The sequence below is a fragment of the Streptomyces sp. NPDC058796 genome (assembly GCF_042745235.1).
In the GTDB taxonomy this organism is placed as follows: Bacteria; Actinomycetota; Actinomycetes; order Streptomycetales; family Streptomycetaceae; genus Streptomyces.
On sequence record NZ_JBHYOP010000009.1, the window covers coordinates 199,502 to 211,438 of the forward strand.

Here is an 11,937-nt window from a genome sequence, read left to right on the forward strand (position 1 = left end):
CTGAAGCCCTGTGGAGCCTTTCGCCGAGAGGCGACCGCCATCCGTACCCGCCTCGAACCGCCCCGACCGTGATTCCCCCGTCGCGGTCGGGGCTTCTTCCTGCGTGCCCGGCCCACGAGGCGGGTACCCGGTGACGTCCGCAGGGGCGAGTCGCCGAGAGGAGCGCGACGTGAGCAGCGCAACGGGCACGAGGATCGTGGTCACGGGGGCCACCGGCAACGTGGGCACCAGCGTCGTACGGATGCTGTCGGAGGATCCGGAGGTGGCCTCGGTGCTGGGCCTGGCCCGGCGGATTCCCGAGTGGTCGCCCCCGAAGACGGAGTGGGCGGCGGTGGACCTGGCCTCGGACCGGGCGGACCTGACCGGGCACTTCGCCGGCGCCGACGCCGTGGTGCATCTGGCCTGGGCCTTCCAGCCGACGCACGACCCGGCGACGACCTGGCGCACCAACGTGCTCGGCTCCATCCGGGTCTTCGAGGCGGCGGCCGCGGCCGGGGTCCAGGCGCTGGTGCACGCCTCTTCGGTCGGCGCCTACTCACCGGGGCCGAAGGACCGCGCGGTGGACGAGTCGTGGCCGACGCACGGCTGGCCCGACGCCGCGTACTGCCGCGAGAAGGCCTATCTGGAACGGGCCCTGGACACCTTCGAACGCGACCACCCGGGGATCCGGGTGGTGCGGATGCGGCCGGCCTTCCTCTTCAAGCGGGAGTCGGCCAGCGAACAGCGCCGGATCTTCGGCGGCAAGTTCCTGCCCGGTCCGCTGGCACGGCCGGAGCTTCTGCCCTTCCTGCCGGACATCCCCGGCCTGCGGGTGCAGGCCCTGCACACCGACGACGCGGCGAACGCCTACCGGCTCGCGGTGCGCTCCGAAGACGCCCGGGGTCCCTTCAACCTCGCGGCCGAGCCTCCGGTCGACGCGGAGCTGCTGGGCGAGATGACCGGCGTACGTCCGGTGCGGCTGCCCCGCGCCGCGGCCCGCTCCGCGATCGCGGCGGCGTGGGGGCTGCATCTGCTGCCCGCCTCACCGCACCTGTTCGACGCGGTGCTGCGGCTGCCGCTGCTGGACTGCACGCGGGCGCGGGCGGAGCTGGGCTGGCATCCGGTGCACACGGCCACGGAGGTGCTGGAGGAGTTCCTGCGAGGCTTCCAGGAGGGCGCGGGAGCGGCCACGGAGCCGTTGCGGGGGCGCAAGGTCGGCTGACGCCGCTCCTCCTCCCCCCGGGACCGGTGGCCCGTCGGGTCCTCAGCCGGAGGACTCGTCGGGCACCGGGTGTTCCGGGTGCACGGCGCCCGAGTGCGGGGCGCCCTGACGGCCCGTCCCCGCCTCGTCCGTGTCGGGGACGTCGGTGCCGTCGCCCGTCGCGTCGTCGGTGTCCTCGTCTCCCTCGGGGCGCTGACCCTGCTCCATCTGCTCCCGGGTGGGCGCGGCGGCCTCCCACGGATCGTCGCCGGTCCCGGCCTGCTGGTCCGGCATGTCCCGCGGGACGGGATCGCCGTTCTCCCCCGGTCCTTCGAGGCGGTGGTCGGCCACTGCGCACTCCCTTCCTGCGGTCCTTCGGGCGCCGGCCGTTCCGGCCGCCCGAACGCCGACGGGTACCACCGCCCCGGTCCGTGAAACGCGGCGCACGGCGCCCGCTCCTAAATCACTGGCACCCCCCGCTCGGGGCTACCTACGCTAGGCGGAAACCTAGGCCCTCTAGGTTTCTACTACTCCGGAAGAGCACGGGAAGATCCATGAAACCCCTCACCGAGCGGGACATCCGCGACTCCTTCATCAACTGCTCCAAGGGCGAGGCCAAGCGCCTGACGGTCCCCCGCGATCTCGACGAGCGCCCCTGGGACCACCTCGACTTCCTGGGCTGGCGTGATCCGGGAGCGCCCGACCGCAGCTACCTGGTCGGCGAACACGACGGGCGCCTCACCGGCGTCGCCCTGCGCTTCCAGCCGGGCCGGACCGGCTTCTTCCAGCGCAGCCTGTGCGGACTGTGCCTGACGACCCATCCGCGGGGCGGGGTGTCGCTGATGACGGCGCGCAAGGCGGGCCCGGCGGGACGGGAGGGCAACTCGGTCGGCCTGTACATGTGCACCGATCTCGCCTGCTCCCTGTATCTGCGGGGCCGGAAGGCACCCGAGGGCGGTACCCGCTTCGAGGAGAGCCTGACCCTGGAGGAACAGGTGGCCCGGACCATGGGCAACCTGTCCGCCTTCCTCGCCAAGGTGATCGCCTGACGATCACGGACGCGCGGCGGCGCCCGGCGCGTGAGACCCCCGTTCGCCCCCTTTGTCCGGTTACCGTCCTGTCCGGATACGTTCGAGGCGCCCGGGGAAGGGAACAGCCCGAGGATGCGCGATGTACGCAAGAGTGCCGCGGCGGCTCTGCGGCGGGTGAAGTGGCTCAGGGACCCCATGGTCGTGCAGGCGCTGCGCTCGGCCGCCGCCGCGTCGATCGCCTATGTGATCGCGGTCCGCCTGACCCCCGACAAGTCGGCGGCGCCGCTCACCGCGCCCCTCACCGCGCTGCTGGTCGTCCAGGTCACCCTGTACGCCACGCTCAAGATGAGCTTCCGCCGGGTGAACGCCGTGGTGGCCGGCGTCCTGGTCGCCATTCTCTTCAGCCAGCTGGTCGGACTGAGCTGGTGGAGTCTGGCCCTGTTGATCGTGGCGGCGCTGGGCGTCGGCCACCTGGTGCGGGCGCACGAGTTCGTGGCCGAGGTGGCGATCAGCGCGATGCTGGTGCTGGGTGTGACCTCGCACGGGAGCCTGGCGTGGGCGCGGGTGGTGGAGACGCTGGTCGGGGCGATCGTCGGCCTGGCCTTCAACCTGGTGCTCGCGCCACCGGTGTGGGTGGAGCAGGCGGGCGAGTCGATCGAGGGACTGGCCCGAAGGGTGCGGCAGCTGATGCTGCGGATGGGCGAGGAGGCCGCGGGCAGCACGGCGTACCACGAGGCGGCGGCCAGGCTGCACGAGGCCCGCCGTCTCGACCACGAGATCGGCGAGGTGGACGAGGACCTGCGGCAGGCCGAGGACAGCCTGCGGCTCAACCCCCGCGTACGCGAGGGGCTGCTCCACCGGGTGGTGCTGCGTTCCGGCCTGGACACGCTGGAGATCTGCACGGTCGTGATGCGGGTCCTGGCCCGCACCTTCACCGACCTCGCGAAGGAGCGGGAACCCGAGCCGCTGTTCCCGCCCGAGACGGGGGCCACCATCGAGCAGCTCCTGTCCGAGATCGCCGACGCTGTGGTCAGCTTCGCGGTGCTGGTCACCACCAGCGTCAGCGATGACGCCGAGTCCGCCGAGGAGCGGCTCTCCGCCGAGCTGCGGCAGGCCGCGGTCACCCGGGACAGACTGGCCGGACTGCTCCTGGAGGAGGTCCGGCGCGACCCGCGGCAGTGGCAGTTGCAGGGCGCGGTGCTGACCGAGGTCAACCGCATCATCGACGAGATGGACACCGAGCACCGTTCGCGCCGGCTCCTGGAGGAGCTGGACCGGCACACGCGCGAGCAGCGCGAACGCATGCCGCGGCTGACCGAGCTGCGCGACCGGGCGCGGTCCCGGCTCCGGCAGCGGAAGCGCGGCGCCGCCGGGCGGCGTCCTTCTTGAAGAGCGCGGCCGACGGCCGGCCCGCCTCAGCCGTCGCCGTCGGCGCGCTGCCGCTGCAGGGGCCGGGGGCAGGAGGCGGTGCTCGCCTGGGACAGCAGTACGTGCATCCGCTCGGTGAGCTGGGCCACGTCGTCGGCGGGCGCGTGGAAGGGCAGCCGTACGTCGCCGTGGGCGCGGACGCGTTCGATGCGCAGTGTCAGGCCGTGCCGGTCGACGGCGAGGGGCCGCACCCGCACCGCGCCGTGCAGGCTGTCCACGTCGACGAGCCGGGTCAGTCGCTCCACCGCGTCACCGTGGCAGTCGGCGAGATGGGTCAGCAGCCGGGCCTCGGCCAGGGCCAGCGGGTCGGGCGCGGCGGCGGCGAACTCGTCGAGGTCGACGACCACGGCACCGGACGGCTGCCGAAGCACCACGCGCGTGGGCGTGAACGCCAAGTGGCCGTCCGCCAGAGCGAACCAGCCGGCCAGCCAGAGCCGCGCCCTGATCCGGCCCCGGACCGGGACGGGCGCCACGTCGGCGAACTCCAGTACGGCGGACGGCTCCCCGCGGGGCGCGCAGATCGCCGCCGCGAGCAGTGCGCTGTCCTCGGGCACGTGCAGCGTCACCCGGCCGTCGTCGGCGACACCGTGCGCGCCGACGAACTCCTCGCGTCCGCCCTCCGCGGTCACCGCGCAGGACCAGGCGGCGGCGAGCACGGAGCGGGCCCGTTCCGCAGCGGCAGGCGCGGCCGTCCAGGTGTGGCTGTCACCCATCCCCAACCTCCGTCGTCAATTGAGTCATCGCTCATTAGGTAAGGCTCACCTAACCTATCGGAGATCGGGGCGTGCGCCAACCAGGACGCGTGGAAGGGGGCGTTCACGGCGTGATGGCGCCCAGCAGGGCACGCGCGCACAGGTCACGCACCTGCTCCCGGGCCGGCCCCGGGTCCCGCAGCCACTCCAGGCAGACCGCGGTGGTGAACGCCAGCCAGCCCCGCACCGCCAGCCGCACGTCGGCCCGTTGCCCGAAGGCCGGCCCGAACTCCGGGTCGGCGGCCAGGGCGGCGAGGATCTGCCGCTCCTGCGCGGCCAGCGCCTTCCGGTAGACCCTGCGCACCGCTTGGTCCCCCGCCGCGTCGGCACGGTGGAAGGCCCGGTAGCCGTGCGCGTGGGCCCGGACGTACTCCAGGTAGGCGTCGAGTCCCGCCGCGAGCTGCTCCCGCACCGGCACACCGGGCACGGCGGCCGTCATCCGCAGCATCCGCTCGCTCTCGCGCTCGACGACCGCCGCGAAGAAGTCCCGCTTGTTCGGGAAGTAGTGGTACAGCAGCCCGCGGGAGACCCCGGCGATCTCGGCGACCCGCTCGATCCACACGTCGTCGTAGGGGCTCTCCGAGAAAAGCCGCGCGCCCACCGAGAGCAACTGCTCCCGGCGCTCCCCGGTACTGAGCCTGCGGCGGATGCGCTCGCCCTGGTTCGCGGCCATGCCCGCACCTTACTTGACGCCGGTTCAACAACGGGTCGAGACTGAGGCGCGTTATTGAATCCATGTACAACACGCTTGCCCGGCACGTGCAACACGCCGCTGCGACAAGGGAGATCGCGTCATGGCTCGGACGACGGAACGACTGGCACCGGACGGGCTGCCGAAGGGCTTCCGGAGCGCCGAACTGGGCTGGCCCGAACTGCACCGCATACCGCGCCCGCCGTACCGGCTCCCGCTGCTGGGGGACGTGGTCGGGGCGAGCCGGAGCACGCCGATGCAGGACTCGCTGCGGTACGCCCGGCGGCTGGGGCCGATATTCCGGCGGCGCGCCTTCGGCAAGGAGTTCGTGTTCGTGTGGGGCGCCTCCCTCGCCGCCGACCTGGCGGACGAGACACGCTTCGCCAAGCACGTGGGCCTGGGCGTGGCCAACCTGCGGCCGGTCGCGGGGGACGGGTTGTTCACGGCGTTCAACCACGAGTCCAACTGGCAGCTCGCGCACGACGTGCTGGCCCCCGGGTTCAGCCGGGAGGCCATGGCGGGCTACCACGTGATGATGCTGGACGTGGCCGCGCGGCTCACCGGCCACTGGGACCGGGCCCTGGCAGAGGGCCGGCCGGTGGACGTGCCGGGGGACATGACCAAACTGACGCTGGAGACGATCGCGCGCACCGGGTTCGGGCACGACTTCGGTTCCTTCGAGCGCTCCCGCCCGCATCCCTTCGTGAGCGCGATGGTCGGCACGCTCGGCTACGCGCAGCGTCTGAACACGGTGCCCGCGCCGCTGGCCCCGTGGCTGCTGCGCGCCGCGAGCCGCCGCAACAGCGCCGACATCGCGTACCTCAACCGCACGGTCGACGACCTGATAGGCGCCCGCCGGACCGCCGGCGGGAGCGGCACGGGCGACCTGCTCGACCGGATGCTGGAGACGGCCCACCCGGAGACGGGTGAGCGGCTGTCGGCACAGAACGTCCGCCGCCAGGTCATCACCTTCCTGGTGGCCGGACACGAGACCACATCGGGCGCGCTCTCCTTCGCGCTGCACTACCTCGCCCGGCACCCCGAGGTCGCGGCCCGGGCCCGCGCCGAGGTCGACCGGGTCTGGGGAGACACCGAGGCGCCCGGTTACGAGCAGGTGGCCAAGCTGCGCTACGTCCGCCGGGTGCTGGACGAGGCGCTGCGGCTGTGGCCGACCGCGCCCGCCTTCGCCCGGGAGGCCCGCCGGGACACGGTGCTGGACGGTACCCATCCGATGCGGCGCGGGGCCTGGGCGCTGGTACTGACCGGCATGCTGCACCGCGACCCCCGGGTGTGGGGGCCGGACGCCGAACGGTTCGATCCCGACCGCTTCGACGCCAAGGCCGTACGGGCGCGTGCCCCGCACACCTACAAGCCGTTCGGCACGGGCGCGCGGGCCTGCATCGGGCGGCAGTTCGCGCTGCACGAGGCGACGCTGGTCCTCGGTCTGCTGCTGCGCCGCTACGGGCTGCGGCCGGAGCCGGACTACCGGCTGCGGGTGACCGAGCGGCTGACGCTGATGCCGGAGGGGCTGCGGCTCCGCCTGGAGCGGCGGTCCGCGCCCGGCCGGCCCGCGGCGGCACCGGAGGGCCCGTCCGTTCCCGAGGACGCCGCCTCAGCTTCCCGCTGTCCAGTGCGCGGGGTGGGTGACTGAGCCCGGCAGCCTGGTGCCGGCGTTGCCCCGGGCCGCGGTGAGCTGCGGCTGGGTCAGGAAGAAGGCGCCCGTGAGGTCGGCGCCCGTCAGGTCCGCGTCGCGCAGGTCCGCACCGATCAGATCGGCGCCCCGCAGGTCCGCGCCGCTGAGGTCGGCGGCGATGAGGTAGGCGCCGCGCAGGTCGGCGCCGCTGAGGTCGGCGCCCTTGAGACGGGCGCCCATCAGGTCGGCGCCCCGGCGGTTCTTCTTCCGGCCGCGGGTGCCGGCCCGCGCCAGTTCGCTGGTGCGCAGCAGGAGGACGTTGACCCGCTGCCGGTGCGCGGCCACGTCCAGGGCGGCCAGCTCCTCGGGCGTCCCCTCGGCGAGCCGCTCGGTGTCGGCCAGGACCCGGCGCAGGTCGGCGTGGACCGGGCGGGCGGCGGACAGGGTCAGCGCCTCGGTCAGGTACCAGAGCAGCTCGTGCAGCTGCCGGACGACCGGGAACACGTCGAACATGCGGCGGCTGCGCTCCGGCGGTCCGCCGCGCCAGTCCCGGCCGCCGAAGGTGACCTGCGAGACGCGCTGCCCGGCGCCGAAGCAGTCGTAGACGGTGCAGCCGGTGAAGCCGCTCTGCCGCAGCCGTGCGTGGATGCCGCAGCGGTGGTCCGCCCGGAGGTTGGCGCAGGGCTGGCCGGCGTCCTTGTCGACTGCGAAGTCCGCCGACCGGGAGAAGGGCAGGGCCACGCAGCACAGACCGAAGCACCGCTCGCAGTCGCCGCGCAGTTCCGCCTGGTCAGCCGTGTGTTCTCGCATGCCGTCGAGCATACGGACCACTGGAGAGGGCGCGTGCGGGGGTGCCCCTTGCCCGCCGCGGGCGGGTGCCGGTGCGGTGTGGCCGGCCGCGCCCACGCGGCGGAGCCGCACATCGACGCAGCCCCGCGCCCCCTTTGCCCCGGTCCGGTCCGGCTCGGTCAGGTTTGCAGGCCGGACACGTCCAGGCCGGCCAGGCGGTCGGGGTCTGCCAGGATGTACATGCCCGTGATGAGACCGTCGGCGACGGTGACGCAGGTGACCGACCGCGGGCGTCCCTCGACCACGGCGACGGTGCCGACCGTGCCGTTGACCAGGGCGAGGCGTGCGAACCCGGCGAGATGCCGGAAGTGGAACGCCCCGGTGGCGACCGTCCGGGCCCCGCGCAGCACCTTCGACGCCGCGACACCGGTGGCAAGTGCTCCGGCGTCGGCCCGCAGCACCACGTCCGGGTGGAGGACGGACAGCAGCGCCTCGAAGTCCCCGGCGCGGCTCGCGGCCAGGAACGCCTCGACCGCCCGGCGCTGCCTGCCGAGGTCGGGGTCGGCCGCCGGGGTGGCGTCCCGGACCCGGCGCCGGGCCCGGCTGGCCAGTTGCCGGGTGGCGGCCGGGCTGCGCTCCAGGATCGGCGCGATGTCGCTGAAGGGCACGGCGAACATGTCGTGCAGCACGAACGCCAGCCGTTCGGCGGGTTCCAGGGCCTCCAGCACGACCAGCAGGGCCACCCCGACCGAGTCGGTGTGCAGGGCGGCCTCCTCCGGGTCGCCCTGCGGCAGCGCCCGCAGCACGGGATCCGGGACGAAGGTGTCGAAGCCCTCCGTCATCGGCTCCTCGCGCCGCGTGGTGCGTGAGCGCAGCAGGTCCAGGCAGACCCGGCCGGTCACCGTGGTCAGCCACGCGCCGAGGTTCTCGATGCCGTCGCCGCCGGCGCGGTCGAGCCGCAGCCAGGCCTCCTGGACGGCATCCTCCGCCTCGCTCAGTGAGCCGAGCATGCGGTAGGCCACCGCCTTCAGCTGCCCGCGGTGCTCCTCGAACCGCTCCGCGAGCCGCCGGTCCCCCTGCTCCTGCGCCAGGTGTTCCCCCAGCACGCTCTCCCCCTCCATGTGCTACCGACCGAAGACTTCGAAGGTCACCGCGGGCTTCCCGCCGAACCGCTCCCCCGCGGTCTCGGCGAACCCGACGAGGAAGCCGCGCACGTACGTCTCCGGGTCCTCGTCGGTCAGCGCCTCGATGTAGGTGCGGTGTTCCAGCAGGGAACGGACCGCGCGTTCCAGCCCCGGGGTGGCGTCCACGGCGTGCGTGGGCGAGGAGGAGCCGGCGACCGCGACCCAGCGCACCCCGTCCCACGGTTCGAGCCCCCGCTCGGTCAGCTCCGGGAAGATCCACCGGTTGCCCGCGTCGCCCGCCGCGTCGAGGGTGGCCCGCCCGACGGCCACGTGGTCCGGGGTGTTCCAGGCGACGCCGCCCCAGGTGTCGCGGTGGTTGAGGGTGATGACCAGCTCGGGCCGGTGCCGGCGGATCGCCGCGGCGATGTCGCGCCGCAGCGCGGTGCCGTACTCGATCACGCCGTCCCGGTGGTCGAGGAACTCCACCTCGCTCACCCCGACGACGGCCGCGCTCGCCCGCTGCTCTCGCTCCCGCAGCGGGCCGCACTCGGCGGGCGCCAGGGTGTCGATGCCCGCCTCGCCCCGGGTCGCGAGGACGTAGGCGACCTCCCGGCCCTCGTCGGTCCAGGCCGCGATCGCCGCCGAGCAGCCGTACTCCAGGTCGTCCGGGTGGGCGACGACGGCCAGGGCGCGCCGCCAGTCGCCGGGCATGGGCTCCAGTTGCGTGATCGTCGGCTCCGTCATGCCCGCACACTAACCCGTGCCGCCGGCACCCCACCCGCAATTCGAACGCGTTGCCGTTCAGGTCTCGTCGCGGGCGAGGGCGAGCAGCCGGTCCAGGACGCGCGGGCCGCCGGCCCGGACTCCGTCGTGCTCGAACTCGTCGGTGACCCAGGTGCGCAGGCCGCGGATCGCGCGGGCGGTGGTCAGCGCGTGGGCGGTGTCGACGTACATGTCGTCGTGGTAGACGGCCGCGGCGGCCGGCACCTCGTTGGCGGCGAGGCGGGCGGGGTCGTAGAGCGGACTCCAGTCGGTGCGGGCGGCGAGCATTTCGGCGGTCTCGCGCAGCGGGCGCAGCGCCGGGTCGCAGTCGAACATCCAGGGGTGGACCGACTCGCCGGTGAACAGCAGCGGTTCGTCGCCCGCGAGGGCCTTGGCGGCGTCGAACCGCGGGAACTCGGCGCGGACGCGCTCGGCCGACCAGTTGGTGGGGCGCGCGTCCTGGCCGTAGATGGCCTCGTGGACGAGGGCGTACAGCGGGTGACCCGCGTACGAGAGCAGGGCCTGCGCCTGCTCCTGGAACGCGTCGGACAGCTCGTGTCCGCGCGGGGTGCGGACGAACGCGTCCTCCAGGAGGAAGTGCAGGCGGTGGCTGCCCTCACTGCCGCCGAGCATGATGCCGAGGGACTGGAAGGCCTCGACGGTGAGCCGGTAGCCGCTCGGCAGGACGACGTCGTGGGTGAGCAGGTGGTCGGCGATGCGGCGGGCGCGCTCGACGTCCTGGGGGTAGCGGGCGTAGTGCGCGGCCACCTTGCGCTCGATGCGGGGATAGGCCGCCCGGTAGACGTCGTCGGCGTGGGCGTCCAGGGAGGGCAGCCCGCCGGTGATCAGGGCCGTGCTCAGGCCCTGAGGGGCCAGCGACAGGTAGGCGACGGTGCAGAAGCCGCCGAAGCTCTGGCCGAGGACGGTCCAGGGGGCGCCGCCGGTGACCTGCGGGCGGATGGTCTCGCAGTCGCGGACGATGGCGTCGGCGCGGAAGTGGGTGAGGTAGTCGGCCTGCTCGGCGGGGCCGCCGCGCAGCGGAAGCGTCTGGCGGTTGGCGGGCGTGGAGGCACCGGTGCCGCGCTGGTCGAGGAGGAGGACGCGGTACTCCTTCAGTGCGCGGCCGAGCCAGGAGGGACGGCCGATGAAACGGTTCGCCCCGAAGCCGGGACCGCCCTGGAGGTACACCAGCCACGGCAGGTCGGCCCGGTGCGCCTTGTCGCTCGCCACGGCCTCGCGGGCGTACAGCTCGATCGTCTCCCCGCCGGGGTCGGCGTGGTCGAGGGGCACGGTGAACCGGCGGTCGGTGAGGACGACGCCGGGCTGGCGGTAGCTGACGCTCAACGGGGGCTCCCGGGACGGACGGATCGCACGGTCGGACCGTACGAACGGATCTTTCGGCCGTGTCCCAGTTCAGCACACGTCCTTGCGGGTTCCGACCCCCGGGACCGGCATTCGTGCTGAACGGACGGTCAGTGGCGACGGTCAGCGGGCGGCGAGACTGGAGCGCCGCACCACCAGTTCCGGCTGGAGCACCACGCGGCGGTGTGCGTGGGTGCGGTCCGTGCCCTCCAACTCCGTCTCCTCAAGGAGCAGTTCGGCGGCCATGGCGCCCATGGTCACGGCGGGCTGGCGCACGGAGGTGAGCGGGACGGCCGCGGCGGCGGCGAACTCGATGTCGTCGTAGCCGACGATCGCGAGGTCGTCGGGGACGCCTACGCCCGCGGCGTACAGGGCCTGGAGGACGCCGAGGGCGAGCAGGTCGTTGGCGCAGAAGACGGCGGTGGGGCGGTCGGCGAGGCCGAGCAGGCGGGCGCCGGCGTCCCGGCCGGCCGCGACGTCGAGGCGTTCGGTGGGCAGCTCGCGCAGGGCGTCCGGGCCGAGGCCGGCCTCGGCGAGGGCGGCCAGGGCGCCGGTGCGCCGGTCGCGCACCTGGTTGAGGCCGGGCGGTCCGCTGACGTACGCGACGGAGCGGTGTCCGGCGTCCACCAGGTGACGCACCGCGAGCGCGCCGCCCGCGACGTCGTCCACGGAGACGGAGCACTCGGTGGTGCCCTCGGCGACCCGGTCGACCAGCACGAAGGGGATGTTGTGGCGCCGGAAGCCCCCGATGTTGCGGCCGGTGGCGTCGGCCGGGGTGAGCAGGACGCCCCGCACCCGCTGCTCGGCGAAGAGCGAGAGGTACTCGGCCTCCTCCGCGGGGTTCTGGGCGCTGTTGCAGACCATCACGCCGAGCCCGGCGTCGCGGGCGGCCCGCTCGGCGCCGCGCGCGACGTCGACGAAGAACGGGTTGCCCATGTCGAGGACGAGCAGCCCCATGATCCGGCTGCGGCCCGCCCGCAGCTGGCGGGCGGACTCGCTGCGGACGTAGCCGAGCCGGTCGATCGCGGACAGCACGCGCGCGCGGGTTTCGGCCGCGACGGTGTCGGGGCGGTTGATGACGTTGGAGACCGTGCCCACGGAAACTCCGGCGGCGCGGGCGACGTCCTTGATACCCACGGAATGGGCCATCGAGCAGGGACCTCCAGGGTCGGGCCGGGGGGAAAC

General features: G+C 73.8%; 12 protein-coding genes. 4 read left to right on the top strand and 8 right to left on the bottom strand.

What is annotated here, in order from left to right; genetic code table 11:
• Nucleotides 1-169 precede the first annotated feature (169 nt).
• Nucleotides 170-1,201: an SDR family oxidoreductase gene (locus ACFW47_RS23480; RefSeq protein WP_386306917.1), complete on the top strand. Its 1,032-nt coding sequence runs from the start codon at nucleotides 170-172 to the stop codon at nucleotides 1,199-1,201.
• 42 nt (nucleotides 1,202-1,243) lie between these two features.
• On the opposite strand, the gene ACFW47_RS23485 is transcribed toward ACFW47_RS23480, so the two are convergent.
• Nucleotides 1,244-1,531, bottom strand: coding sequence for a hypothetical protein (locus ACFW47_RS23485; RefSeq protein WP_386277595.1), 288 nt, complete (start codon nucleotides 1,529-1,531; stop codon nucleotides 1,244-1,246).
• 203 nt (nucleotides 1,532-1,734) lie between these two features.
• Here ACFW47_RS23485 and ACFW47_RS23490 point away from each other — a divergent pair, with 203 nt between their 5' ends.
• Nucleotides 1,735-2,229: an FBP domain-containing protein gene (locus ACFW47_RS23490; protein WP_386306919.1), complete on the top strand. Its 495-nt coding sequence runs from the start codon at nucleotides 1,735-1,737 to the stop codon at nucleotides 2,227-2,229.
• Nucleotides 2,230-2,343: 114 nt separating this feature from the next.
• A complete protein-coding gene (locus ACFW47_RS23495) occupies nucleotides 2,344-3,600 on the top strand; it encodes an aromatic acid exporter family protein (RefSeq protein WP_386277599.1) in 1,257 nt (418 codons plus the stop codon).
• 26 nt (nucleotides 3,601-3,626) lie between these two features.
• Here the strand turns inward: ACFW47_RS23495 and ACFW47_RS23500 are convergent, their stop codons facing one another.
• Nucleotides 3,627-4,352, bottom strand: coding sequence for a DUF2470 domain-containing protein (locus ACFW47_RS23500; RefSeq protein ID WP_386306921.1), 726 nt, complete (start codon nucleotides 4,350-4,352; stop codon nucleotides 3,627-3,629).
• A 103-nt stretch (nucleotides 4,353-4,455) separates the two neighbouring features.
• Nucleotides 4,456-5,064, bottom strand: a complete 609-nt coding sequence (locus ACFW47_RS23505; protein ID WP_386306922.1) for a TetR/AcrR family transcriptional regulator — start codon at nucleotides 5,062-5,064, stop codon at nucleotides 4,456-4,458.
• 121 nt (nucleotides 5,065-5,185) lie between these two features.
• Here ACFW47_RS23505 and ACFW47_RS23510 point away from each other — a divergent pair, with 121 nt between their 5' ends.
• Nucleotides 5,186-6,733, top strand: coding sequence for a cytochrome P450 (locus ACFW47_RS23510; RefSeq protein ID WP_386277605.1), 1,548 nt, complete (start codon nucleotides 5,186-5,188; stop codon nucleotides 6,731-6,733).
• Here ACFW47_RS23510 and ACFW47_RS23515 read toward each other — a convergent pair.
• The 5 genes from ACFW47_RS23515 to ACFW47_RS23535 all read right to left on the bottom strand — a co-directional run bounded on the left by ACFW47_RS23515 (nucleotide 6,695) and on the right by ACFW47_RS23535 (nucleotide 11,901).
• Nucleotides 6,695-7,525, bottom strand: coding sequence for a pentapeptide repeat-containing protein (locus tag ACFW47_RS23515; protein ID WP_386306923.1), 831 nt, complete (start codon nucleotides 7,523-7,525; stop codon nucleotides 6,695-6,697). The two genes, ACFW47_RS23510 and ACFW47_RS23515, sit on opposite strands and share 39 nt — an antisense overlap.
• A gap of 158 nt (nucleotides 7,526-7,683) precedes the next feature.
• Entirely contained in the window at nucleotides 7,684-8,625 is a 942-nt protein-coding gene (sigJ, locus tag ACFW47_RS23520) for an RNA polymerase sigma factor SigJ (RefSeq protein ID WP_386306924.1), read from the bottom strand.
• A gap of 3 nt (nucleotides 8,626-8,628) precedes the next feature.
• The gene (locus ACFW47_RS23525; RefSeq protein ID WP_386277611.1) at nucleotides 8,629-9,372 is read right to left on the bottom strand and encodes a PIG-L deacetylase family protein; all 744 of its coding nucleotides are present in this window, start codon (nucleotides 9,370-9,372) and stop codon (nucleotides 8,629-8,631) included.
• Between the two features lie 57 nt (nucleotides 9,373-9,429).
• Nucleotides 9,430-10,734 (bottom strand): alpha/beta fold hydrolase, encoded by a 1,305-nt coding sequence (locus tag ACFW47_RS23530; RefSeq protein WP_386277613.1) that lies wholly within the window; start codon nucleotides 10,732-10,734, stop codon nucleotides 9,430-9,432.
• Nucleotides 10,735-10,875: 141 nt separating this feature from the next.
• Nucleotides 10,876-11,901, bottom strand: coding sequence for a LacI family DNA-binding transcriptional regulator (locus ACFW47_RS23535; protein ID WP_386277615.1), 1,026 nt, complete (start codon nucleotides 11,899-11,901; stop codon nucleotides 10,876-10,878).
• Between the last annotated feature and the right edge of the window lie 36 nt (nucleotides 11,902-11,937).